This window comes from Candidatus Uabimicrobium amorphum (assembly GCF_009002475.1).
GTDB classification, from domain to species: Bacteria; Planctomycetota; Uabimicrobiia; order Uabimicrobiales; family Uabimicrobiaceae; genus Uabimicrobium; species Uabimicrobium amorphum.
Genome location: NZ_AP019860.1, coordinates 7,044,177 through 7,071,110, shown reverse-complemented (window position 1 = coordinate 7,071,110; position 26,934 = coordinate 7,044,177). Strand labels below are relative to the sequence as shown.

General features: G+C 37.5%; 17 protein-coding genes. 11 read left to right on the top strand and 6 right to left on the bottom strand.

The genetic code is table 11. From position 1 onward, the window contains the following. Nucleotides 1-165: 165 nt before the first annotated feature. Nucleotides 166-1,926, top strand: coding sequence for a cytochrome P450 (locus UABAM_RS24750; RefSeq protein WP_151970678.1), 1,761 nt, complete (start codon nucleotides 166-168; stop codon nucleotides 1,924-1,926). Between the two features lie 372 nt (nucleotides 1,927-2,298). After that, nucleotides 2,299-2,751, top strand: a complete 453-nt coding sequence (locus UABAM_RS24745) for a hypothetical protein (RefSeq protein ID WP_151970677.1) — start codon at nucleotides 2,299-2,301, stop codon at nucleotides 2,749-2,751. Between the two features lie 112 nt (nucleotides 2,752-2,863). Here UABAM_RS24745 and UABAM_RS24740 read toward each other — a convergent pair whose 3' ends face one another. Both UABAM_RS24740 and UABAM_RS24735 read right to left on the bottom strand, forming a co-directional pair. After that, nucleotides 2,864-4,585 carry a hypothetical protein gene (locus UABAM_RS24740; RefSeq protein ID WP_151970676.1) on the bottom strand — a complete coding sequence of 574 codons (1,722 nt, stop codon included), beginning with the start codon at nucleotides 4,583-4,585 and terminating at the stop codon, nucleotides 2,864-2,866. Nucleotides 4,586-4,599: 14 nt separating this feature from the next. Next, a complete protein-coding gene (locus UABAM_RS24735; protein WP_173013559.1) occupies nucleotides 4,600-8,142 on the bottom strand; it encodes a serine/threonine protein kinase in 3,543 nt (1,180 codons plus the stop codon). 212 nt (nucleotides 8,143-8,354) lie between these two features. On the opposite strand from UABAM_RS24735, the gene UABAM_RS24730 reads away from it, so the two are divergent. The 3 genes from UABAM_RS24730 (at nucleotide 8,355) to UABAM_RS24720 (ending at nucleotide 10,855) form a co-directional block, all read left to right on the top strand. Further along, nucleotides 8,355-9,023: an O-methyltransferase gene (locus UABAM_RS24730; protein WP_151970674.1), complete on the top strand. Its 669-nt coding sequence runs from the start codon at nucleotides 8,355-8,357 to the stop codon at nucleotides 9,021-9,023. Nucleotides 9,024-9,075: 52 nt separating this feature from the next. Beyond that, the gene (locus UABAM_RS24725) at nucleotides 9,076-9,519 is read left to right on the top strand and encodes a hypothetical protein (RefSeq protein WP_151970673.1); all 444 of its coding nucleotides are present in this window, start codon (nucleotides 9,076-9,078) and stop codon (nucleotides 9,517-9,519) included. 235 nt (nucleotides 9,520-9,754) lie between these two features. Continuing rightward, nucleotides 9,755-10,855, top strand: a complete 1,101-nt coding sequence (locus tag UABAM_RS24720) for a hypothetical protein (RefSeq protein WP_151970672.1) — start codon at nucleotides 9,755-9,757, stop codon at nucleotides 10,853-10,855. Between the two features lie 75 nt (nucleotides 10,856-10,930). On the opposite strand, the gene UABAM_RS24715 is transcribed toward UABAM_RS24720, so the two are convergent. Next, entirely contained in the window at nucleotides 10,931-11,683 is a 753-nt protein-coding gene (locus tag UABAM_RS24715) for a hypothetical protein (protein ID WP_151970671.1), read from the bottom strand. Between the two features lie 312 nt (nucleotides 11,684-11,995). On the opposite strand from UABAM_RS24715, the gene UABAM_RS24710 reads away from it, so the two are divergent. From UABAM_RS24710 to UABAM_RS24700, 3 genes are all read left to right on the top strand, one after another. After that, on the top strand, nucleotides 11,996-12,442 hold the full coding sequence (locus UABAM_RS24710; protein ID WP_151970670.1) for a S1 RNA-binding domain-containing protein: 447 nt from the start codon (nucleotides 11,996-11,998) through the stop codon (nucleotides 12,440-12,442). Between the two features lie 596 nt (nucleotides 12,443-13,038). After that, nucleotides 13,039-13,668 (top strand): PEP-CTERM sorting domain-containing protein, encoded by a 630-nt coding sequence (locus tag UABAM_RS24705; RefSeq protein ID WP_151970669.1) that lies wholly within the window; start codon nucleotides 13,039-13,041, stop codon nucleotides 13,666-13,668. A 392-nt stretch (nucleotides 13,669-14,060) separates the two neighbouring features. Further along, nucleotides 14,061-15,092, top strand: a complete 1,032-nt coding sequence (locus UABAM_RS24700) for a DUF2330 domain-containing protein (RefSeq protein WP_151970668.1) — start codon at nucleotides 14,061-14,063, stop codon at nucleotides 15,090-15,092. Nucleotides 15,093-15,101: 9 nt separating this feature from the next. Here UABAM_RS24700 and UABAM_RS24695 read toward each other — a convergent pair whose 3' ends face one another. Beyond that, nucleotides 15,102-16,418 (bottom strand): hypothetical protein, encoded by a 1,317-nt coding sequence (locus tag UABAM_RS24695; RefSeq protein WP_151970667.1) that lies wholly within the window; start codon nucleotides 16,416-16,418, stop codon nucleotides 15,102-15,104. Between the two features lie 293 nt (nucleotides 16,419-16,711). On the opposite strand from UABAM_RS24695, the gene UABAM_RS24690 reads away from it, so the two are divergent. The 3 genes from UABAM_RS24690 to UABAM_RS24680 all read left to right on the top strand — a co-directional run bounded on the left by UABAM_RS24690 (nucleotide 16,712) and on the right by UABAM_RS24680 (nucleotide 21,611). After that, nucleotides 16,712-19,969 (top strand): HEAT repeat domain-containing protein, encoded by a 3,258-nt coding sequence (locus tag UABAM_RS24690; protein ID WP_151970666.1) that lies wholly within the window; start codon nucleotides 16,712-16,714, stop codon nucleotides 19,967-19,969. 79 nt (nucleotides 19,970-20,048) lie between these two features. Then, on the top strand, nucleotides 20,049-20,813 hold the full coding sequence (locus UABAM_RS24685; protein WP_151970665.1) for a hypothetical protein: 765 nt from the start codon (nucleotides 20,049-20,051) through the stop codon (nucleotides 20,811-20,813). Between the two features lie 9 nt (nucleotides 20,814-20,822). Beyond that, nucleotides 20,823-21,611: an FHA domain-containing protein gene (locus tag UABAM_RS24680; RefSeq protein ID WP_151970664.1), complete on the top strand. Its 789-nt coding sequence runs from the start codon at nucleotides 20,823-20,825 to the stop codon at nucleotides 21,609-21,611. A gap of 69 nt (nucleotides 21,612-21,680) precedes the next feature. Here UABAM_RS24680 and UABAM_RS24675 read toward each other — a convergent pair whose 3' ends face one another. Together UABAM_RS24675 and UABAM_RS24670 are read right to left on the bottom strand one after the other, a co-directional pair. Next, the gene (locus UABAM_RS24675) at nucleotides 21,681-22,817 is read right to left on the bottom strand and encodes a leucine-rich repeat domain-containing protein (RefSeq protein WP_151970663.1); all 1,137 of its coding nucleotides are present in this window, start codon (nucleotides 22,815-22,817) and stop codon (nucleotides 21,681-21,683) included. Continuing rightward, nucleotides 22,747-26,859, bottom strand: a complete 4,113-nt coding sequence (locus tag UABAM_RS24670; protein WP_173013558.1) for a protein kinase domain-containing protein — start codon at nucleotides 26,857-26,859, stop codon at nucleotides 22,747-22,749. The genes UABAM_RS24675 and UABAM_RS24670 overlap by 71 nt, the downstream gene beginning before the upstream one ends. Between the last annotated feature and the right edge of the window lie 75 nt (nucleotides 26,860-26,934).

Sequence of the window (26,934 nt, the reverse complement as noted above, 5' to 3'; positions counted from 1 at the left end):
GTAAAAAAGCAGTTCAATTTTAGTATAAAATGCGTAAAATTGTAAGGAATACTTTTTGATATGGGCAAACTCTCCGGTGAGAGGCATTGCATACCAGCAATTAACGATACTATGTTATCACCACTGTTCTTACTTGACAAAATTGTCATCCTTTAAGGATTTAAGATGGAAACTATTCGCATAGCACATTTAAGTAAGCTTTTACAGGGAAAGCTAATCGCCGCAGAAGTAGAAGGTGTTTCCCTTGTAATTCTAAAAAACAAAGAAGAAATTTCTATCTTTCAAGGGGAATGTCCTCACCAAGGTGCATTATTATCAGAAGGAACTATCGAAAACGGAGCAATTGTATGCAGTGGACATGGATGGCGTTTTGATTGTTCATCAGGAAAAAGAGTACAAAATAGCAACACTTGCTTAAAGAAATTTACCGCTTGTATACAAGATGAGTATGTTACAGTAAAAAAAGACGAAATTTTAGCTTGGAAACAACAAATCCAAAAAAAAGAGATGACGTCTTCTGAATCTACAACTCAACCATTTAAAAAGTTACCGCGCCCTAAAGGAGTTCCTTTTTTAGGGAATATTCTACAAGTGGATAAAAAACGAATACATGTAACTTTAGAAAAATGGGCAGATATTCATGGTTCGATGTATCAATTTCAACTAGCACATAAAAAAATCGTTGTTGTTTCTGATCCAGAGCTAATAGGCGAAATCTTACGCAAGAGACCAAATACTTATCGCCGTTTAAGTGTTATGGAATCTATTTTTCAAGACATGAACGTTCGCGGAGTTTTTTCCGCTGAAGGAGACCGATGGCGTAAACAACGACGTGTTGTCATGCATGCTCTGAATACAAATCACTTACGTAATTTTTACCCAACGCTTGTCAAGGTCACTGAACGGCTAAAAAAACGTTGGGATCATTCCATCGACAGTTCTCCGAAAAAAATATTACTCGATTTGATGCGCTATACGGTTGATGTTACCACAAATTTAGCCTTTGGATATGACATCAACACTCTCGAAGAAAAAGAAGAAGTGATTCAACAACACCTGGAAAAGATATTTCCTGCTATTCACTATCGAATCAGTGCACCTATACCGTACTGGCGTTTTTTTAAACTTTCGATAGATCATGCTTTAGACAAGGCCTTAGATGCGGTACGCAAAGAAATAAAAAATATTATAGCTCACTGTGCACAGAAGCTTGCGCAAAACCCTGAGTTAATGGAAAACCCCACAAATTTCCTAGAGGCGATGATGGTTGCCCGAGAAAAAGAAGACGCGGAATTTACAGACGACGACATTTTTGGCAATGTTGTTACTATATTATTAGCAGGTGAAGATACAACTGCGGGAACCTTGGCGTGGATGATGTCTTACATGACCAAATACCCTGAGGTTCAAAATAAAATGCAACAAGAAGCAGATGCTATTCTTGGTGATGCAAAAGTATTGCAAAACTTTCATGATGTAGACAAATTAAGTTATATGGAAGCCGTTGCAAATGAAACAATGCGTCTTAAACCTGTTGCACCACTTTTATTTATGGAAACGACGAAAAATGTTGATTTAGGTGGATACGATATTGCCGCAGGAACTCCTATTTTTTTGCTGACCCGCCATTGTTCATTACAAGACGATGCCTTTACTTCAGCGCGCGAATTTCAACCACAGCGTTGGTTAACTCCGCCATCTTCAGGCCAATCTCACAATCTCAAAGCGTTTTTGCCATTTGGTGCTGGTCCACGATTTTGTCCAGGAAGAAACTTAGCGCTTCTAGAAATAAAAACCGTTATGGCGATGCTATGCAAAAACTTTTCCATTACAAGTAAGGAAACGCTAAGTCAAAATGATGAAATTTTATCTTTTACCATGATGCCCTCAAATCTATTTGTAAGTTTCCACCAACGCGAACAGTAAAATCTGAAGTCAAAATACAAATAGCTATTCAACTTGGTTTACAGTGAGAAACGCTATACCACTAAGCTAAGAAATGGATTTTACACATTGAAGATGTAACACACGTAGCTAAGAAAGTATAAATTTCACCACAAGATATTCGTTTGTGGACAGATGAAAAAGAGTATGTGATTGATGAAGTTCTTTGTTGACAATTAGGTATGAAAAAATGAAAGAAATAAAGAGTGTGAAATAGTAAGCTCTGTTGACATTTGATCCATGGTACTGTCTCACAATTAAGTGCGGTATCTGGCTAGAAAACTACGTTTTACAATGGTCATTCCCCGTTTGATTGGGAACCGTAATCAAGACATTTAATTAAAGGAATTTCATATGACTCAAAGTCAAGTTCAACTCGAAAAAGCGTTCTTTTTTGTATTTCTTTGTGTTGTTTTTCAATATCTATACTTCACTATACTCCGTATTTATTTCCAAATAGATATTTCACATATCGGATTGTATTGTCTTACTGCATTCTCTGCCACAACAGTACTTTTGCTACTGAATAAGCTCGATCTGCAACCCAAAACGAAGCAAATATATCTCAAAATATCCAAAGTTTTGTATAGCCTTGGAGGATGTGGTTTTGTTATGGGAATTATATCACTCAGTATTCCCATGGATGGAATGGGGCCACTTTTGTTTTTTATGCTTATTATGATTTCGTATATTCCTCTTGGGATAGCTATTGTGTGTAGTTATTTAGCGCAAAAAAATGGGTTACTTTTTGTAAACATTTTGATCCTTATTAGTCCGTTATTTGTTTATTACCTTGGTACTTTGTAACTCATGCTATTACTCTGGAACATAAGTTGTTAAACATATAACTTGTTCTTTTAATTGAGATCTTTAAAAAAGAGTGTCAGAACCTGGCACGAGTCTGGCATTTTAGTATTGTTTACATAAGTTGATAGAGTGTATTTTTTCCAGACCAACCCACCCAAGACTTTCCGTTGGGATGTGGTGTGTATTTATCTAATTTGACAGGAAAACGTTTGATTAATTTACCATCAACTACGGATTTAACGGCCATGTCTATACCGTCTGGTACAAGCATATATTGTGCGTTTTCTAGCGACCAGATATCGCCTTTTTTTGTCTCGACTAGATTTCCCTTACGCCAATCCCAACAATCGACGTTTATGCCGTTTTGTATAAAGAGTAATTTACCATTTTCACAAAAAGATAACTCGTAACTCTGACCGCCAGGAGAAATGGCAACACACTCCTGGTGTTTTCTTTCATAAGAAAATTTATGGAGTACCTCATATGATTTCAAATCTATCACCACAATGCCGCTATTCCACACAGCAATGTAATTGTTGTCTTTTGAAAATGCAATCGCATGAATGGAATCATCGCTAGTATAAAAAGGCGATATTGTTTCCGTGTTGTAAACATCCATCATGGAAAGATCCCCACTTTCGCTTGCCAACACTAACTTTTTTGAGTCGTGAGAATAGGCATATTCATACGCCAACGGTTGATACTCAAAAAATTTTCTTTCGAATGTTTCAAGATTGATCCACTCGGTAATATCATCTCGAAAAATAGTGAGTATTTTTCTATCGGGAGAAAATAGACTTCTTCTCCAATGCTCAATATTCTCTTCTTTTCTATTTAATAGTTGCCCATCTTCACTTGACCATTCGTAAATACCATCGCGTTTTGCGCAAATAATTTTTTGCTGATCATGAGAAAAAGTTATGGCGATGGCTGTACTTCCCATTAGAAGAATCGTATTACTGTCGATGAGAGAAGTTATCTGGTTCATGGATGTGCTATCCCACAAGAAAGATGATCCGTTACTGAACAATGTCACCATCCGTTCGCCATTAGCACTAAAAAATATATTTGTTAGGTAACGATCTTTCAGGCAAGGCAGTAATTTGATACCATCATTGTTTAAGACAGGTTTTTGTTTATGCGTTTCGCCGTAATTCCAAATATTCAAATTGTTGTCTTTGGAACAAAAAGAAATGACTTGTTTGTCATCTGGAGAGAGTAGAAGTTTTCCCAAAAAACTGGAGTGCGTTTTATTTGAGTAGAGTACTTTATTTTGCTCCAGAGAGTATATGTAAATAGCTCCATCTAGATCGCTGTAAACAATTTGTTTATTATCGCTAAAAAACAAGACTTTCGAAATGCACTGATGGCAACTGTGACATGCCACTTGTTGTTTGCTCTTGAGTTCAAAAACAAAAAGAGATCCGGTAAACTCCATTTCTGTTGTTCCGATGGCAACTAAAGTACCGTCCGGTGAAAAACAATAATCGCTGGCATTGGCTTCATCATAGGTTTCAATAGAAAGTGATGTTAACATAGTGTTGTCACTACAAAGGTAAAGCCCTACAGGTTCCCAGGCTTTTGCTTTTAAATAATATTGACCATCAGGAGACATTACGCGATTTTCTAGTATTTTTGCAATGTACTGGGGGTCCTGTGGATCAATAGGTTTTTCAGAATCTACAGGCTTTTGGTACGTGGGAATGGTTTCTAGTTGTTCATAAGTGTTTAAATCAAAAGCCGCAACTTCTTCATTGCTAAATACAATCAATGACTTTTGATCTTCCGAAAATAAAATTTTATCTATATTTGCAAAGCGTCCTAGAGTTTGCATTTTAGTCCTCATTTCTATTTATTCATTTCTATATACTGCAAAAACTTCTGTTGTACACGACGTGACCATATATTGTCCTGTTTATCCTTCATATTAGGTGTTGCGAAGTATTCAGGGAATTCGGATAGTTTTTTTAGGCTAAATAGCAATACATCCATATTTTTTGAGGGGAAAACGGCGTATTGCCAGTCGCGACTGAAGGTTGCTCCTTGGTTTTTGTGAAAGCCGGAGAATATGTTGATGTAGTCTTTGGTGTTTAGTGAGTATAAATAGGTATTTCCTGCGGTAAAGATCGCTAGATCGTCGCCTTTGGGGGAGAAGGATATGTTCAATTTTCGACCTACGACATCTAGTTCTTCGAAAGACCACGTATCGTTTTGTTTTTGTATCAAATATAGTTTGCTATCACCGCTAATTGCCGCGCACATGATTTTTGTAGGGTGCCAGGCAATTTTTTTTATTTCGCTTGCTCCTGCAAAAGAAAACTGGTGGATGGTTTCCCCGTTTTGCGATACAAACGCTAGGTGATCTCTTTCTTGGCCTATGGCGATGATGTCGTGTTTAGGATGGGATTGTATGCTGCGAATTATCGTGCGTACTTTTATTATTTTTTTTACCGATTTTTTGCTACGTGAATATCGCCATAACTCATCGGCGTAGTTGAAGAGCAGATTGTTGTTTGCTGTAAAACCTAGGGTTCTAATTTCTGATGTTTTATAGAATTCATCTTTCCATTGGTCAACGCGCTTTCCGTGAAGTTTGTTTCCATGAATAATGCGATAGCCTTTTTCTATATTTTGTGGGGTTATTTTGTCACTTTCGACAAGGATGATATTTTGTCTGCTATTTCTTGTGCCTGTGATGAGAGCAATCCACTTGTGATCTTGGCTTATTCTAGTGGCCCAAATATCAAAAAATACCGTGCGCTTTGCGTTGTTGTGTTTGTAAAGATCACCTTGCTTTTCCCAGATGATCAGAGCTTTACGTAACGAGAGGATTACTTTTTCTATTGATGAATCTTTCTGTACTAAAATACAGGGTTCGGCAATGAAGGCTTGTGTTTGAACAGCCCTGGCTGCCATGGCTAAAATTTTGCTTGTTTGTTTATTCGGCTTTAGTATCTGTTGCAAAGCATAGGGGATGTTCCAACGTTGGGTGAGCAGTTTTTCACTGTCGCGGATAACAACTTGTAAACGTTTTCCTACTTTTTCGACGGCCAAAACGTTAGCTTCGCGATAGATGATTTCTTTTGTTGCTAAGTCTCTTACGTAAAAGTAGTTTGTGGCATCGTGAATGAATAGTAGTTGATCGTTTAGAAAGCCTATGCGTTTGATTCTACCTTGTGCTTGTTTTTTATGAGTCATGCGAAATTTGTTGTTTTTTATTTTTTTTAGATAAGAAATATTACCATATGTACTTCCCCAGATCAGTGTTTTTTTATCAGGGGATATCGCACTGGTGATGAGGTCTTCTCGCGAAACTGTGACAAAATCATGCTTGGTAATTTTTTTTGATTTAGGATCATAACTTTCTAAAAAATCGCAGCCAAAAAAAGTAAATCGATTGTCGTGCCAAAGAGGAAATAGGTTACTCACATAATTGATTTTTTTTTTTGTCGATTGACTTCTTAGGTTATAGGCGTAGTAATAGTCATTATTTAGACGATAGATCATGTGCTTGTCATTGTCAGAAAATTTAAAATAACAAGCCAAACCATCAGTTGGAATGTTCTTGCTTACAATATTTTGCGTTAAATCAACGATGCAAATTCCGTGTTCTCTATCATGATAGGCGAAATATTTACTACTTGTAGAAAAGGCAAAAGAAACACGAACACTGTTGCTTGTTTTTGCACGTAGCACTTTTTGAAATGACTCGGTACGATACAAACAACATATTTTTTGTCCTTCTTCATCTAATTCAAAAGTTGCTAACCATTTACCGTTGGGAGAGAATGCTAGCTTTCTGCATGTGGTTGCTAGCGGACGTTCAAAGGAGATTTTTTGCGCACTATCCTCTATTTTGGCAGCAAATAAGCGTTCGTCTTTGTCAACGATCGCAATATGATTTGCTGTAGATAGTTCGAATTGTCCATCTATATTTTCGATAGGGATACTAGATTCTATTTTAGGAATACTGGGCAAAACTAGATAGCGCATAATGGCTTGTGAACGTTCTAAGAAGTTGAGTAAATTTTGCTGTTGGCTTGAGAGAAATTTATGATCTTTGTTATCGATATATTTTTCTAGGCGTTGGTACTGCATTTTAATGTCTGCCACAATAGATTTCATACCTTTTAGGCGTGAAAATTTTTCGTAAAACTGTTCGACATTGTTGCTAATAGATTGCGCGGATCTATGAAAAATTTCTGCGTCGCGTACATCTATTTGTGCATCGCGGGCAATGATTTCTTTCTGGTGCTGTTGGTTTTGAACAGTCCAAATGGCCAGAGCTGCTAATAGAAAAATGACGGCCGTAGCTACTAGTAGTCTGCGATTCTTGCGACACCATATTACTTGTTGTGCTAAAAAACCCGGTGGTTTGGTTTGTGTGGGCTTATTTGCGAGAATACATTGTATTTCTTGGCTGAGAAATGAAGCACATGACAAACGCTTTTCTGGATTTTTTTCTAAACATTTTAGGCAAATAATCTCAAGACTGGTGTCTTTTTTTATACTACCATTTACTTTTGATGGTGGTACGGCATCGGTGTGAGAAACTTGAAATAGGAGTTCGATAACGTTTTCACCATTAAACGGTGAAAAGCCGGTGAGGATTTCGTATAACATAACACCTAGAGCATATATATCACATCTTTGATCTGCTTTTTTACCATGCATCACTTCCGGAGCTATGTACTTTGGTGTACCGACGAAGTCTCCTGTCTTTGTGATATTTTCTTCTTTTTGGAGATTACGTGCTAATCCAAAGTCGAGAATAACCGGAGTACCTTGCTGTGACACGATGATGTTTTGTGGTTTTAAATCACGATGAATGATTTTATGACGATGCGCATATGCGACTCCTTCGCAGATTTGAAAGAACATTTGTAGCTTTTTTTTCAGGGAAATCGGTTTTTTGATATAGTGAGCAAACGAAATACCTTCGACATAATCCATGGAAAAATAATACATATTATTGCCCTGCGCATCGCTGTAGCTATTTAGCTCTTTGATTTTGATGATATTTGGGTGATCAAGTTGCGCAACGGATTGTGCTTCGCTGATGAATCTTTTTGTGGCGAGACTATCTGCTGATTGGTTAAAATGAATAAACTTAACCGCACACTCGTGTTGTAAGTAAGTATCACGTGCATGGTACACTACTCCCATGCCACCACGTCCAAGTTCCTTGATGATCTCAAACTTGGCGATCTTCCTTTGGGGAGAGATGTCTAGTTCAAGCGCCGCTTGTTGGACGTTGTAAGTCTTATCGTTATTGACGATAATGTGGCTGTCATCGACTTTATTTTGTTGAATAAATGCTTTCAGTTGTTCCGCAGAATAAGGGCCGTATTTTTTGCGATTTTTGTCGTAGATACACCAATGATCCATCATTTTATCAAATCTCCATAGTTTCCACATTAGTGAAGCATAATATTTCTATTATATAAAGATTGGCATCTGTAAGTAAGACATATTCTGTACGTAAATGTCTTGATAATTTGTCGTAAATCTTATAATGAAGAGATAAAAGAATTTTAGATGAAGGAATATCCGTTTGATTGTAGTCCTATCGCAGTCGCAAATACCTGATAAGGAATAAATCCATGACAAAAAAATATGGTCAAAATAACCCGAAGATTATTGACTACGTGGAGTCTTTAGTGAATGACAATGATCCACACCTTGCACAAGCGCAGCAAATCGCACAACATCGACAAATACCAAAAATCCAAGTTTCCCCTCTAGATGGGCGGCATTTAGAAGTGATTGTGCGATCTATAGGTGCCAAAAAGTGTGTTGAAATTGGAACACTCGCAGGTTACTCAGGCATTTGTATTGCCAGAGCATTACCTGAAGACGGCGTTCTCTACACATTTGAATACGAGAGCACACACGCCGAGACGGCAGAGGAGGTGTTTCAAGCGGTCGGCCTCTCCGAAAAAATCTATATCTTTATCGGCCCAGCCCTCAATAATTTATCACAAATAAACGATAAAGGTCCTTTTGATTTAGTTTTTATCGATGCCGATAAGGAATCGTATCCACAGTACCTACAATGGGCGGAACAAAACCTTCGTATAGGAGGTGTCGTTTTAGCTGACAATGTTTTTGCCTGGGACCACATCGCCGATCAAGATATAGATAACCCAAACTTAAGAGCATCCGTGGATGGTCTACGTCAGTTTAACTCCACGATCTTTAACTCAAAGCGTTGGCGAAGTACCATTCTGCCAACAGGAGAAGGATTGGCAATGGCAGTAAAAATGTATTAACTTGAACATGTGGTTGTCATCAAACCATGGAGAATTTAGTAAGGAACTCAAAATGAGTACAGCAAAAAAATGGCTACAGGCGGTTGTATATATTTGTGCATGGTTTGTACTGGCATTTGTAATAACAATAATAGACAGTGCCTCGTGGCCCAAGGCATTTGACAATGGTGTGATTTCTTCCGCATTTGCCACAAGTATCGTCGTAATGTCTTTCTTTTTGCAAGGTGTTGTATTGCATGCATTTGGGTGGATCGTTTGGGGAATAGTGACCATCTTGTGTATTATGTTTGCGCATGATATTTTGAAGTTGATGAAAGCACGAGAAATCAAAATGCTTGGCAGCGCTGCGATTGGCACCGTAAATGGATGGGTTCTCGTGAACCATCTGGGAGATAAAATGTTTATTGTGTTTTATATTGCCGTTATTGTAGTCTATGCTGTATTAGGCTATTTGTGGATTGTGATGACCATTCCGAAATCATTAAACACTCACTAAAATCTCATTCAGCCAGACCTTGGTGGACTCGAACCAGGGATGATATCATTTTTCATGACTGAACATAATGATAAAAGTTTGTGATGCGTTAGCTTGCTTTACGTTGTTCTATTGAGAGATGATCGTTGTTATTTCTCATTGTTACTTACCTCTATTCACTTTGTCATTCGACTCTATTGGACATAACCTACCATAAGTTGTTATAATAAAACATCTTTATTTATTGGAGGAAAGAATGACCAAAGTATACTTCGTACTATTTTTATCAGGTATGTTATTCGCTAACTCGTTTATTGTCGAAGAAATAGCTGCTAATGATAGTGCACAACAAGAACAAGTAATAACAGGAAACGGTTTTATCGCTGCTGTTGTCCAAACCACAGATCATGATGAAGTCAAATGTGAACGCGCACACCAAACAGATACACATACAGCAAATGGCATATTATTATCACTAGATAATGGTAAGACTTGGCAACACAATCTATTGAAAGAATACCGAGTTAATTTCTTACAACTTGGAGATGGCGGTAGTGTCGTTGCTGTAACCGCAGATAATCGTTATATTCAAATTTCGTTGCGCGATGTCAAGGCGCCGGGAGAAAAAGTTGATTTTCTCCATTTTCCGCCGACAAAAAGTAAGAAAAGTCCCAAGTGGGGACCGGTACTCAACGATATAATGTCACACGAAGTGGATTTTAATAACTACGATGATTTAGTAACACTAGCACACGAAACTTCACATGGCATTCACTCCCATATTCGCAACAAAATGAACAAAACAGGCAAAACAGCGAATGGATTTTACGTTTTAAACAATCGCGCTGTTGTTGTTGTCGAACCGAATATGCGCAAATCAAAAGTCGCAAAGTATGTCCCTCCCAGTTTGCGTGGTTCTCGTTACTACACGTATGTCTCTGGAGCACCATCCTGGGATGATCGCCCACTATATATTTGGGATGAATGGAATGCGTATGTCAATGGTTCTGAGGCGGGAATTGATTTAGTAGACAATGATTTGTGGAAGTATGGATGGCGCGATGCTGTTGCGGGAACTTTAGAGTTTGTTGTGTATTCTATCGCTGTAGCAATGGCAGCAAAAGAGCATGATCCACAATACTTCAATAACTACGACCAATTTCGCGAATTTCTTGCGTGGAATGTAAAACGCTCTATGGAATTATATCGCAAGGGGGCAAAGATCGAGCACTTTAAATACGAAAAGCAAGAAAAGTACTATAAAGATATGCAAACTAGCCCTGATGCGGAACAATTTCGTCAGTTTTGTCGTGAATTGTTTGGTGGTACTTGGACGGAGCAAAATTTAGGTTTCTAATTTTATCATAGTTCATAAAAATATGGACAATTTTAATTGTCCATATTTTAAGCCTTTCAAGCACAAACATTACCTCTAATCACTTCCAAGTACCAATAAAAAACCAATCCCTGCGACTACGGCTCCAGGTATGATCCCAACCAACGCCTCGGAAATATCAACACGTCCACCCTGAGTTGCCACTAAAAGAATACACAAAATCACAACGGAACATCCTAAAAAAGCTAAAATTTTTCCTAACATTTTTGCTGTGAGATGTAGTTGCGGAATGAGCAAAGAAAATACTCCGACAAGTATAACAAGGCTCGCTCCTGTAATAATGACAACCGTTGCTTCATTCCATACTCCCATCGAAAAAGTAATCGCAATGAGAATAATAGCTCCTTCTGTAATGATTCTCAAAAATTCATTATCCTTTTTTGCCGTAAGAGGAATGGTTTGCAGTCTTTTTAGTCCTTTATAGCCAAAAAAAATAAATATAATTCCAGGAAGAAGAGCGATGCCAGCCATTTCTAACATTCCTTCTAATTCCCAACGGTAGTAAAAAATAGGACATGAGCACGCTGATGCAACAGGCAACATACATCCTGTAAAAATCAAACTGTAAAAAAAACACTTTGGCTGCTGATAGATCAAAAAACGAATGAGGGCAAGGGCGACAATTTCCCCTGCGCGCACAATATCCATTTCTTCCCGGTACAAGGGGACAACAACTGTTGCAACAGCCATCCCCGCTAATAAGATGAGAACACTAACAAAAGGGCTTTCATATGCCTTTACAACCATCGAACTAAATGACCACTGTTCTTTGAAATTTTCATCAACCATTTTTTCCCCTTAGTATGGATAAATTTACAATCGTTTATTGCTATTTAGTAAAGGAATATCAAACTATTTGAAATCGGCTACCGTAGAAATATCCACCTTGTGGTTCACATATACCAATCTGTATAAATATGGCTATTAAAAGCAATAATTGTCGCATAGACATAATTTTATTCCTTAATAAAACAAAGTTCATTATTCAACTTTTTGTCGTTGCCAAAAAAAATTACTACTTGCTGAGTTTATCGCTCTTTGATAGATTCTATAAACTTTGCGCATAAGTACTAAAAGAAAACAGAGGAATAAGGTAGAAAAATGAAAAAAAATTTAAAAGAAACAGTTGGGCCAGGAGTGTTTACTCCATGGCAGGAAGTAGATGTGGAGATATGTGCCTTTGTTGATTTGGGGATAAAAGTAGTTGTTAATGATGAGTATACAGGATTAGTTTATCGAAATCAGATTTACGACAAGTACCAAAAAGGACAAAAACTCAAAGCATATATAAAATGTGTCAGGGAGGATGGGAAAATAGATGTTTCTTTGCAACCGAATCAAGGCACACATGTTTTTTTAACTGCGGAAAAGATCCTAAAACATCTTAAAGCCGCTGGGGGAAAATCTAGGCTTCATGATAAAAGCTCTCCTGAAGATATAAAAAAAGAGTTTCAAGTAAGTAAAAAAGTGTTTAAACAAGCAATTGGACATCTGTATAAGCAATTTAAAATAAAGATTACAGACAAAGGGATAGAACTCATTAAATAGAATAGAACGACAGAGTCAACTTGTCTAAGAATATAGTGACAAAGGCTTTTGGCAGTCAAAAAATAACTTTTTGTGAACATGAGTAACATTTTAGTATTCATGTTTGAATTCAGTTTCCAAAAGGCTTTGAGAGATTTTGGTGTACCGTTAGTAGTCATGTTTTGTAGAGGTCTTCGTTGTACAAATAACCTGCAAATTCTATCATTTTCTTTTTTGCTAAATTTTTCTACCATGTAAAATAAAAGTCTTGCTACAATAGGATACTGTCAAGTTTATGAATGGTGGGAAATACGAAATGGAAGTGAAATCTAAATAGTTAAGAATAATAGAAAGTAGCATTTTCTACTATGGCTGTGCTTTTTTCTTCGAAGATGAAAAGTACGAAATCGAAGGATGTATTTTTAAAAATTGTAATTTTCAACTGATGTAGTTTTGCAAATATTGAAAATTGTCGTTTTGTTAATTGCAATTTTTCAAATAGATTTTGCCTAGATTTGAGTTATCAAGTAATAATAGAGTCTGGAAATCCAAATCACTATTTTTTTCACAAACCGAATTGTTTTGTCCATTTTATATCTATAAATAAAGAGGGAAATATGAAAAAGTATTTGTTTTTGTTCTTTTTTTTGTTGTTTAGTCTAAGTGCAGAGGTTATTAACCTGATTCCTTCCGTTAGTGGTGTTTTACAAGACGTTGACTTAGATGGAAACTTTGATATTGTCTTTATTGTTGATTTAATTGATTCTCAGGAGAGTGCTGGCCTAGAAAATCGTGCTGTATTTGAATACGATATCTCAAGTATTGTTCCTGGGTCTATTATCAACTCTGCCACTGTTAATATTAATGAAACTAGCGATCCGGTTTTTGGCAATACGAATTTGTTTGGTTATGCTGGAGATGGGGTCATTGATGTAGGCGATGCTGTTCGTACAGATGCCTTTATTGGTAATATTGCTAATGGTACTGTTGATTTACAAATAACAGATGTTACCGCTTTTATACAAAGTTTGGTAGATAATAATGACCCGTTTGCAAGTTTTGTTGTTGATAATGAGAACCTTGATGTGATATATCAATTTCAGGGAACAACAGCTGGTTTAGAGACTGAATTAGTCATCGATTTTACAGCTCCCGCTGTTCCTGAACCAAGTACTTACATACTACTTTTGATTTTATCTATATTTTGCTTTAGAAGTCGGTTTAAGAATAACAAAACTAATAAATAGTTTTTGATCGTTCATTTGTTTGAAGTGTATCTAATTAACCTACTTCACATTTTTTGATACAAGTGTGCCTTTAAATGAAATACAATGTAATTGGAGGTAAGTAAACATAAGATATATAGAAACCTACGATCTAATTTTCAAAACCTCTTTAAACTACAATATAAATAATGACATCGTATCACATCGGTCAGACGCGGCATTCAACCCACCCTTAAACTACAATATAAATAATGACATCGTATCAAATCGTGCTAGATTTGAATTGGTAGCATATCATAGTCTTCCTATCTAAAACACATACTGACATATATACTTAGATTTTAGGTAAAAGTTAAGATGTGGTTTATAATTTCTCACTTAACTTTGTTACTAAAAAGATAATAGGAGATACAATGAATAACTATTTTAAAATGCTTTTGTTTATTTCCATAGCACTTTCTTTCACCAATAGTCTCCATGCTTGTGCCACTGTTTCGGCGAAGGTTCCTGTCGAGATTGCTGATGAAAGCGCGATTATTATCTGGGATGAAGAAAATAAAATACAGCACTTCATTCGTCGTGCTTCTTTTCAAACAGAAGCAGAGCATTTTGGTTTTTTAGTACCTACTCCCACGCAACCGACTTTAGAAAAAGCGAGCGATATAGCATTTTCGATTTTGGGAGAACTCACCGCTGCAACACTCATCGAAAGACAACGTTCTTTTGGGATCAGTTGGTCTAGGTTATCTATGGTTCAAGTGAAGAGCAAGAGTGCTAGGTCTGTTAGAGTATTAGAAAAAAAACGTGTGTCTATTTATGAAGTTGCTGTATTAGAAGCAGACAGCGCTACGGCTTTAAAAAATTGGCTACAACAACATGAGTACCAATTTCCTAAAAATTTAAAGCAGTGGATTCAACCTTATATCGATAAGGGGTGGAAAATATCCGCTTTTAAAATAGCCAAAGATGTGGATAAAAAACAAATAGCAACTTCAGCAGTTAGAATGAGCTTTGCCACTGAGCGTCCATTTTTTCCCTATCGTGAACCACAACACGCCAACAACGAAAAAACCACAAAAAGATTATTGCGCGTGTACTTTTTAAGCAATAATTACATGCAGGGAACTCTTGGCGAAGAAGGTAAATGGCCTGGAAAAGAGGTTTGGGCTGGCCCAATATCTACAGGACATCGCAATGTCATTCTTGAGTCTACAACACTATCCATGGATACGAAGCCACACGATTGGCAACTCACGGAATTTGAAGATTATTCTTCCTATCGTCCAAGTGGTGCAGATGTCTATTTTTCTAATTCAAGCAATCAGAAGCAAATAAGACGTCCTCCCCAAATTGTTTATGTTTATAACCGCGGAGATATTCTCTTTAATACTATAGTTTACACGGTTATCATTATTTTTTTTCTTAGATATAAACGTAAAAGATAGACGTCAACACTATGGTGCATCGAGTGTCAAATTTTTATCGCACGCTTGACAAAACACGTTGGCAAAATAAAGGCCATGATGGTAAGCATCGGCTATTCGCGGGTAGTTTTGCGTTTGCCCGACAACTAATTCTTTCTCATCAAGACCGCTTAGTCGTACAACAGCAAAATACACATGGTATACTTTATAACCGCTTCTTCTCCTAGCACCGGTACGAACTGTTTGATGACGAATGGATAAAATCACATTGTTCGCATCATTCAAGTCAAAGTTGGTTTGTTGGTCTTTGTCGCTAATTGTCCATGTTTTTTGTCGTAGATCAAATTGATGTATTTGCGGAGCAAAATAATTTTGTCTTTTCAGAATAAGAATATACAAAATCAAGCCAACAATAGAAACGAGATACCCGACCACAAAAAATGGTATAATTTGTTTGGGATGTCTTAAAACAGTATCCGCAAAAAAGAAATATGGTATTGCGAGCGTGCTGGTAAAAATTCCTGCGAAGACAGGTGCAATCAACAGCATCAACCAAATCGACTCTTTTGGTTCCTGGTATTTTATGACAAGAGACTCACCGCGACGATACTCCACTTCCCCCACAATTTCTGATTCCTCAGGATTCCATTCTTTACACACAATTTTTTGTAATTGTGGTAGAGGCTCCATCTGCGATTGGTAAAAAGTATGTAAATCAGATATCTCTGTTGTCTCTACTTCGATTTTTTTCGCTTTTGTTTCTCTGCACAAACGAATGATACAAACAAGAGGGTCATTGCGCTCGATGACAACTTTGTCCATTTCTAATATTTGCGCCAAGCGTTTTGCAAAGTCGAGCATTTTACTGTGGCTATCAATACCTTCTAATTGAAAACGTGGTCCCGATTCTTTTTGGCATGCCAAAGGTATATTTTGCGTTTTCATCTCAATATGAATGTGCATATTGAGATCCCCAGGTGAAGGGGAAAGATTACCGTAATGCATAAAGTAAACACAGTCGATTTCTTTAAAGTTTAATATCTGGTTTTCCAAACGATGACGCGGTGTCATAAAAGACAAAGACCACTTGCTCTTTACATGATCGAGTTCCATATCTTTAATGTAACCGTAAGGTAAGGAGGCGAAAAAAAATACCGCACTGATGGCACCTAAAACAACGGTTAAAATTATTTTGTACCATTCATACGGCCAAAAGATAAAACAAGCAACAGCTAAAGCACCAAAGCAATAAAATAGTAAAAAAAATTTACGCTCGTCTCCAACATATCGATAGCCATTATCAATAAGCTTCATGTATTTATGCGATTCATAATGCTCAATTTTCACATTTTGCCTTTCGAAGTTAAGTCCTTCAGGAGAGTAACAGCCAAATTACAACCCAACTTTTTCATATGTGAAAACACGGTTGTGGAGGTAGTAATTATAGGCTCAGCCGTCCGACCTTTCGGGGACGTAACGCCTATTCTTATTTTTTATAGTAGCAATTTGGGGTTCTCGCAGCAACAGCAAAATAACTATGATATAAAGAAGGATCAATTGTTGGGATGAATGTGGGAAATTGTTATAGTAGGTAATAGAGTTGTGTGAAAAGAAGGTTCAAATCCGCGGGATTTTACTCGATGAGAATGTCGGTTACATACGATATTCTATTTAAATATGGAAAAATGGAAGAAATTATGGTGATACCAAAGCACAAAGAATTATGTGAGTTAATTGCTGGGGATATTGGTCTACAGCGATTACAAAATCGTTTATATCCATCGTCAGCTAAAATAGACAGAAGTAGTGATTCTTTTACTGATTATTCGCAACAAGGTTTTTTAAAACAAGGTAAAGAACTATTAGAAACCATCAGGAAAGACTGGCAAGTGGTTGTCGCATCGGAGACCTCACATCGTGAAATTGCACAAGCGCTACGTCAATTGATGGACGGTAAAAAGCAGTTGCATCCTGATTTTGGATATCGTCCTGTTTGGTATATGACGTCGGGTTATCAAACATGCCCTTGGGGATGCCATTCCGCAAGAGGTAACGATCACGGTGTGATCTATCACAAAAAAACAGATAGGGCGATCATGATCAACACCTTGCATCCACACCTTATCGAAAAGCATTTTTTCTTCCAAGGCGAAGAGGTTTACTATCGTCTTGATCCTCAAGAAATTATTCGTATTTTCATGTTGGGAAAAGAGGCCAAAAAAATTGCCAGCCACTTATGCAGGGCACTACAAAGCAGTGATAAAAAAATCGTGCATTACGCACTGTTTTGGTTACAAAACATAGACATAACTTCTATACGAAAATGTATTACTCCATATCTAAAAACGCTACTTAGTTGTAAAGATCGCGACTTATTGAAAGATGTACTACAAACCATCGCAAAACTCGGTCTACGTGAATTAGCACAAGACATGGCTCCCTTGCTTTCTCGTGCAAATGAAGATGTACAATCTGTCGCAAAACAAACACTTGAAGCGATGAACTTTGTCACAACACCGATTTTTAGCGATATTCAATCCGCGCAAATCGATACGGTGGTATGTCATCTAGCAAGTAATTTGCAGAATAACAACAATGTAGAAGAAAGCATACGCACCCTTGGACTCATCGGCCAAAAAGTGCCACAAGATGTATTTGGACTTGTACTCGATTTTATTGATTCTTATCCCACAGTCGCGATACTGTCTGTCTTAAGAATCATCAAGAATTCTCCGCATTTTATCTCCTGTTTGTCTATAGAACATTGGCATATAGTGGAAGCCTTGGGTCACGAAAAGACTATCATTGATTGGCAGCAAAGTCTCATTCCATACGATAGACCTGAGTCTGACAATAAAAAACACGATTTTTTACAGCAGCACAACTGGAGCGAGGTTTTAAAACAAATAGAACAAGAGGATTTATTTTTTCATTTTGTAGTCGCCGGTTTACAATTCAATCATGCTGCATCCTTACAAATTGTCAAAAATATAAAGCATAATGTTTTTCATTATGACGACGACGATCGCAAAGTAGATCCTATGATGTTAGTGCAAACTTTATTAGAAAACGATGATGAAGAAATTCAACATTTTATATCACGGCAAATTATCAAGGCATATGCTCCATATCCGCCAGTATCGACGATCCGTCCACAAATAGATGAAAATGTTGCACAACGGCTCATTAAATTTGTGCAACGCCCTCCAAAATTAACAGATTGTAAACCGCGATTCTTTCTTTGGATGATCGTCACAATCGATGGTGGTTTTACAGGTACAGATAGTACCTGGGCGAATATTATGTTTTTACTGCAACGTAGCCCCATTGAAAAAGAACAAATAGCGCGTCATTGTTTGAAATATATACATCACCATGATTATCTAGTTCGTATAATGTGTATTTTCACCATTGGCGAACTACAATACACACAGGCCACGAAACAACTTACGGCGTTACTGGACGTAGATGATCGATATGTACGGCAAACGGTAATAAAAGCCTTGGAAAATATGGGACCTTTGGATGACAGTACTATTAATAAGCTTATTGGGTTTCTCGACGTGAAAGAAGAAGAATACGTAGTCGATGCAACGATTGATACGTTAGGGAACACCCACAATGAAAAAGTAATTGACAAACTTATTGAATTTCTTGGCTTATGTGAGTGCGATATGATATGGCGAATTGTCTATGCACTACAAAAACTAGGTGCTTTGGCTGAGGCAACTGATCAGTTGTTACTACTTTTGGATTCCGATGACAAAGATATACAGGAAGAAGTGGTAGGTGCTTTTGGCAAGATAAAACTTTTACCACAAGAAGTAGAACTATCTCTCCTAAAGGTTGTGGCAAAAAGAGAAATCAAAGCCTCATTATCATCACGAGATAATTTCATACAAGTGTTCCGGAAAAAAACCTTGGACGAATTTTGGCAGACGTGTAACCAACAACAAAAGGAACAAATAATAAAAAATATAGGTTATTATGTCAACGCCGATATATGTGAAATTTTTCTTTGCGATTGGCAGCAGTATATCAATGGATCGGACCATTTACGCTTCATTACATTCTGCTGCATCTCTAAATGCATTACCGAAGAGAACGCCCATGTTTTTTTTCCTACTCTGCTAGAAGCGCTAAAAGACAAAAATCTAATGCCGGGTGCTGTAAGAATCATAACGAAAATCCTTGGAATTTTACCACAATTAATGAAAAAGTTTGCTATAGATGATACAGAGTTGAGTAAATTACTCGTAGATGCCATGGAAGGGAGTCCATCATACGGTTATCATCATGATTGTCGCGAAATTCTCATTCAAATAAATGGTAATAATGCATATGGACTCGATAAATTTTTGGACCTATTAGCAAACTACACCGATGACGCAATTGCACTACTGCAACCTCTGGGAGATGTGGGGATTGATGCCATATATCAACAAGCACGTGATGGTAATGACAAAAAAGCGAAAATGGCTGTTTATGCTTTATACAAAATCAACACTCCAAAGTGCGTTACCTATCTTAGTGATTTGGTTTTACACGACAATCCTGAGATCAAAACGCGCGCAGCACAGTTTTTATGCGAATATACACAGCATAAATCGCAAGCAGTCAAAACTTTTATTTACTTACTGCAAAGCCAAGATAATGCAGACATCGAAATTGCACTAACGAGGCTTGGCTTTTTAAGTGACAACGCTTTGCAAAATTTGCAAAACGAACTGATCTATATACTTTTTGCTGTATATGAGGTTTTGCATCTAAAGAGCGCTCAACAATTATTTTTTAGATGGGCAATACATCCTTATGTAAAACAAATTGTATTAGAGTGTCGTCCGCAATATACACAGCATTGGCAAGCGGCGATTTTCGATACCTTTTGCGCACCTTGAGAATAAATTTAAAAAAAACAAAAAAATCTCTCAGGATTTTTATCATTAAGGTAATAGATTAGTAGAAAGGGAGGTTTATATGAAAAAAGATACGGATTGGATTAAAGTAGTCACTGCGGGACTAAGCACGACGAATTATAACATCAGTGAGCGTGACGAAGCCCTTTTATCTATACTCCAACGCTTTCAAAGTCCCATCACAAATCTATTTAGCCGACAATTTAGGAAAATGGGATATTACGATAAAAACTATGCTCAAGATATGTTTGCGCAATTTTTCTCATACATACTCGAAAATAGAAAAAAAATATTTCGTAGCGCTGACCCTGAAAAAGGAAAACTGAGAAATTTAATGTTTACGATTGCTACTCGCTATTTTCAAAAGAAAGTCAGTATGTATGTAAATGCAACTGTTTTTTTAGATCCTAAAGTAATGGAAGCGGGCTTTTCTCATGACACCACAGAGGTGGATTTTGAAATTGATTATGTGGAAACACTGATGAATTCCACCTTGGTAAAACTAAAGGAACAAGATAAATCCACCGATAAAATTATGTTTCGTATGTTCCAGTATAAATTTTTCTCTAAAGAAAAGAGCAAAAAGACGGCTTTTGATGTGGCCATTTTTTTTAATGAAATTTCCGAGGAATGTAGCAGTATAGAAAAGAAAAAGGTAGAAGATCGAATTTATCAGAGAATGAAAACGGCAAAGGCTCTATTTGAGACAATTTTGTTGCAAGAAATTAGGGAGACATTACTTCTGCCAGATAATATTCCCATTCCCCAAGAGGAGAAAAATTTATTTTTTCAATATGCTCATTGGATCGAAGTAAATGAAATTTAGGAGGTGTTTATGGCGAGTTTAAACATAGAAATAACAAATAGCTTTACAGAGGTACTTCCTATCGACAATAGAATTACAATTGGTCGTGGAAACGAGAATGATGTCGTGCTCCTAGATGGATCTATTTCCCGTCGGCACGCCCAAGTTTATAAAGATGAAAAAAATATCTTCTTAGAGGATTTGAATTCCGCAAATGGAATTTGGATAAACGGAAAAAAAGTTGTTTTTCGCGCATTGGAAAATGGCGATGTTATTCAAATTGGCAATGCGAAGATGACTTTTTCGGAAGAACCTTTGCTGGAACCGACACGAATAGTTGATTTCCGAGAAAAAGCAAACTGCAATAGTACAGAAATAATTACCGCAAATAATATCTTATTTCAGTTTTTTTCTTCCAACAAAGACATTCGGCAGGTTTGCGAAATTGTTGAGCAGAAACTGGAAACAATCAATGCCACAGAACAAGAGAAATACCAACTAGGTATGGCTGTGAATGAAGCGATTGGCAACGCCCAACGCCACGGACATAAATACAATGAAGAAATGGTAATAGAGTTTCATTATCTTCACTTTCCTGGAGAGGAAATTGTTTTTATTGTCAGAGATCAGGGAAAAGGCTTCAATTCAAAGAATGAAGTCGCTCATAAAACGAAATTATCCACTGTTGAAGCTGCAAGAGAGATATACGAAAAAGGAGATTGGGGAGGACTGGGTATAAAAGTTATGCTGAAGTGTGTAGATCAAATAGAGTATAACCGTTTAGGAAACCAAATCACCTTGACAAAATATCTCAAGTAAAACATTTGGGTTCTTTTATACAAGAACCCAACTAAGAGAGTTGCAATAATTCCCTCAAATCTACAATTACTATTTGAGTCCCTTCCACCATTTTTTTATCATAGTAAAAAAGTCTTCCTTTTCCGCTGTAAAAATTATTTCTGTATTAGGTAGAGAACTTCTCAATTTTGCTATCTCTTCATGGCTAATTTGTGTGTCATTTATATTAAGTTCAGCAAGATTGCAGAGATTTGCCAGAATAGCCGCGGCTTTATCTCCTGTTTGTGTTTTCCATAGGCAAAGCGTTGTAAGGTTGTAGAGCTTTGCCAAATGAGCAATTCCTTTGTCTCCTACTTGTGTATTGTATAAATCAAGTTCCACCAGATGGGGGAAATTTTCGAGGTGGATCATTCCTTCGTCGTCTAACTGTGTATTTGCCAAGTCAAGGTGAGTGAGATGGGTGAGATTTGTGAGGTGCGCAAGTCCTTCATTACCTACCTGTGTATTTGACAAATCAAGGTGAGTCAGATGGGTGAGATTTGCTAGGTATGCAAGGCCTTTGTTACCTACCTGTGTATTTGACAAGTCAAGATGGGTGAGTTTATGGAGTTTTTCTATATGCCGAAGTGCTTCATCTTCTACCTTTGTACATTCTAAGGAAAGTTTGGTGAGATGAGGGAAGTTTGCTAGAAGAGTTATGCCTTCATTTGTTACTATTGTACCACACAGGTCAAGTTCGATAAGGTTGTGAAGATTTGCCAAGTAAGCGATTCCTTCGTCCCCTATTAGTGCTTGAGATAGATCTAGATGAGTAAGATTGTGGAGATTCTCTAGATGGATCATCTGATCGTCCCAGTGGTATTGTTTTTCGTCTATCAAGGCGAGTTTTGCACATTCGGTTTTGCAATTTTCCATTGTAAAACCAGCGCTTTCGGCGTCGATAATAAATTCGGCTATATCGCATTTTGAGAACGTGACGCGGTAGATACGTGACTGGTAGTCGCCAAAAAAGTTACTCACTTCGAATTTAGAAAAACTACATTCTTCAAAAATGCAATCGTATATACGATGTGCTTTTAAGTCTTGAAAAATACACTTGTGAAATTCGTAATCCATTAGCTGTGTAATCGGTTCATTCAGATATATTTCGCAGTTCTCATATCGAGTACTGTCCAGATTCTCTAAACCGATTATCTTTTCGCCTATTTTCGTACCTGTTTTTTTCATCGCTAGTTTCTTTCTGTTCTTGGTAGTTATAAGTATTTCTGTTTAAGTCGTGAGCCAAATATATTTCTCCTGAGATCCCGCTGGTTAGCTTCTCTTTTATTTGGTAATCATTAATATCTACTGTATCTTTTTCCCAGTGCCAATCAAATTGCCATGCTTTACCATCTTTAGAAATAGCAAAGCGCCCATCAGATGTAATTTTGATGCCCGTGATTGGTTTTGTATCTCCGTATAGTTTTCCCAATTGTTTTCCGCTGACAATATTCCATATTTGAATGGTTTTATCGTGACTACCAGAAATCACAAAGCGTGCATCAGGTGTGATGGCGATACTGGTAATTTTAGCAAGATGGCCAGAAAGCTCGTGTAGCAACTTACGACTCTTCGTCTCCCAAATAAAAAGAGTGCTATCTCGCGCTCCAATCGCGAAACGTCCACCTGGTGTGATTGCTAGATAATCCATATAGAAGGTAAGCACCAACTGCTCAGAAGGGATGTCCCATACTTGAAATCTGCCATCTTTCTTTGAAATAACAAAGTTTCCAACGATGCTATCAATGCGAATACACTCTTTATGTATGGATAAATTGGTGACAGATTTTCCACTTTTAATATCCCAAATCGACAGAGAGTTGTCATTGCGATCGCTACTATAGCTAGCGGAAAGAACTAAACATTTGCTAGGCATAATTGCTAAACTTGTAATTTCTCCTGTATGATCGGAAAATTTACCAAGCAGTTGTTTGCTTTTGATATCCCACACTTGTAAGTTCTTATTTTGGCAAAAAATAGCAAAACGCCTACCAACAAAAGCAACGGGCCCTGTCCCCGATGATGTATACACTTGTTGTTTTTTATTTACATCCCATATGTGTATCATTTTATCTTTACTAGCAGAGATAGCAAAGCGTCCATCCGGTGTTGCTGCTATGTGTGTAATGTCTTCTTTATGATCAGAAAACGTATGGATTAATTGTTTACTTCTTATATCCCATACTAGCAAATCATGGTCTGAACTGCTGCCAAAAACCAAATGTCCAGCGATAGTCTCACAATGTATATTTTTAGCCAAAAATCCATGAAACCATTTTCTATACAATGTACTTCTTTGGTATTGAAGAGCTTCAGATAGAGCATAAGTAGCATTTAGAACTTCTTTGTCTTGTTCATAACCCACCGTTTTTTTTAACTCCAGCACATTTTTCCATGCAGCCAAATAATTTTTACTTTGCCATTCTTGCTGTATCTGTTCTTTTAAATTGCGAAATTCTTGTTCCAATTCCATAGTTTGCACGGAAGAAGTTATTTGCTCATAAAGCAAGCTTTTCTCTATCTTTGTCTTCTCTATTTCAAGATTCCAAACGAGCCAGTTTCTAGAGGGTTTCCCCTCCGAAATAGCCAAATCACATGCTACAACAACTTCTTCAGCCCCACCTTCATGACCACAAAGTGTGCACATGCACTGCCCACTTTCGATATCCCAAATTCTGAGGGTTTTATCGTCACTACCAGAAATCACAAAACTCCCATCAGGCGTGAAGGCAACACTGTTAATACCACTTGTATGACCAGATAGCTGATGGACTAGTTGTCCACTTTTGATATCCCAAACGCGTAGGGTTCCGTCATAACGATCTAAAAGTCCAAGTCTATCCTTAATCCACATGCTAGAACAAGAAATTGCTAGGCCTCCATCAGGTGCAATAGCAATACTTGTAATACCACTTTCATGACCAGAGAGTGTATAGACGCACCGCCCATTTTCCATATTCCACACTTTTAGAGTTTTATCTTCGCTTCCAGAAATGACAAAGAGACCATCAAGTGAGGTTTTTATGTTACGAATTGGTTCTGTGTGGCCAGAGAGTGTATGAACCAACTGCTTGCTTTTAACGTCCCAAACTAATACATTGTGATTTTTATCTGGATGTATCACGAAACGTCCATCGGACGCAAAAGTAACTATTCTAATGTCGCGAGGTAACTCATGAACTAGTTGCCCATTGTGGATATTCCAAACTTTTATCTGAGGGGTACGTTCGTCGTCCAAAAAGCAAGACGTAGCAAGACGTTCACCGGGTGCAAAACGTATACTTTCACATACACCGTTCCGTCTGTCATCGCCAGAATGTGTATACATTAATTTCCCTGCGTTGACATTCCAAATTCTAAAAACACTATCTTTGCTGACAGAAATAGCAAGGCGTCCATCTGATGTAATGGCCACACTTGTAATTTTATCTTCATTACAAGAAAGAGTACATCTAGATTTTCCACTATCAAGATCCCAAATTTGCAAAGTGCTATTCTCACAGCTAGATATAGCAAAACGTCCACTAGGTGCCACATTTATAGCGGTAATTTTCGCACTGTGCCCACAAAGACTATACAGGGATTCTCCACTCTTGACATCGTAAACTTTTAGAGTATGCACTTCGTCGGTCGAAATAAAAAAACGTCCATCAGGAGTAATGACTCTTAGACCAAATTCTACAGAAAAAGATCGCAACGGCTTTCGGAAAAATAGATTTTCCAATAAATCTGGCCCAGTATGCTCTGGAGAAAAACTTCTAGCCCACTCTAGGGTATATGTAAAACCTTCAGAAGGAAATCCTTCTTTTCGGTATTGCATACATCTATAATTTAAAACAGCCGACACGCACAAAGAATTTGCTATAACAGCATCCTCCAGTAACTCCATTGCTTCTTCTTCTCGCCCCAAGTCGAAATAAGAAAGGGCTTTGTTGTTGAGATCTGCGGCGTGCTGTTTTAATTTATCTACTATTTTATGTGGATAAGCTTTTGCAGTGATTTGATAATAAATTTGCAATAGAATTTTCTCTATTTCACGAAAACTCTGCGGGCGATTTGCTGGTTCTTTTTCCAGGCAGCTCATCATAAGTTGCGCCAACTCATTAGGGATGGTTTGCCATGACAGCTTTGGGTCTTTAATACTCTCGGGAGTAGGGGCTTTGACGAAATTATGCATATGCTTATATGCCACAAAATCACTGCGAGAGTCTTCATTGTCTTTGATAAATGGCAAACGGTGGCAAAAAATTTCATAGAGAATGCAACCAAACGCATAAATATCGGCGTGAAAATCTATCTCGGAACCACGCCACTGTTCGGGTGGCATATAGGCGATAGTCCCCATTGCTTTACCAACAATGGTTAGCGGTGTCGAAGTTTCCACCTCGCTTTCATCGACAGAAATCTCCGCCAATGCAGTAGCTTTGGCCAGCCCCAAATCTGTTACTTTGACCTCTCCAGATTGCGAGATCATCACATTGGCGCTTTTAAGGTCGCGATGAACTAAATTGCTTTCGTGAGTGTGTGCCATACCACGAGCAATTTGGATGGCGATATCGAGTCCCTCTGTAAATGTACCAATGGCAGATTTTTCCATGTGGGTCTTTAAATCACAACCATCCACATATTCGGTAAAAATACGCAGTAAACCGTCTAATTTTCGCACGTAGTAAGCCGTGACAACATTGGGATGTTTGTCTATGTCTACCCAAATCTGCGCTTCACGAGTAAATCGTTCTGTAACTTTTGGCGAAGACAAAATCTTTGGCAAAGGCATTTTTACTGCCAGTTTTATGTCCCAAAATAGGTCATGAACAAGATAGACTTCGCCCATCGCTCCTTTTCCAAGCACTTTTATTGTCTCATAGCGGTCGTCTATGATTTGCCCTGGTTGCCAATGTATCGCGTCGGTAGAGGAAGATGTATTTGTAGAGTGTGTCTGTGTCGATGTATTCGTGACTTTTTCTTTGCTTCGAAGATATCTCTTTGCTTCTTTTAAAAGCTTTTGTGCACCTGTATAATCTGGGTCTAAAGCCAGAACCCGTTCTAAATCTTTTTGTACTCCATCCCATTTGTTGCGTTTCATTTGAATGAGAGCTCGATTGTAATAGCCTCTGCTACTTTTCGGGTTCATTTTTATCAGTTGGTCACTATAATTTTCGGCTTTTTCCCAGTCTTGATCTTGCCATGCCTTCTTCATTTCCCGTAATAATTTTACTTTGCCATTCAAGACAATCTCCTGCATCGTTATAATTACGTACTCTAACAAATTACAATTTTCTCTGTGATACCTTTAGTTTTATCC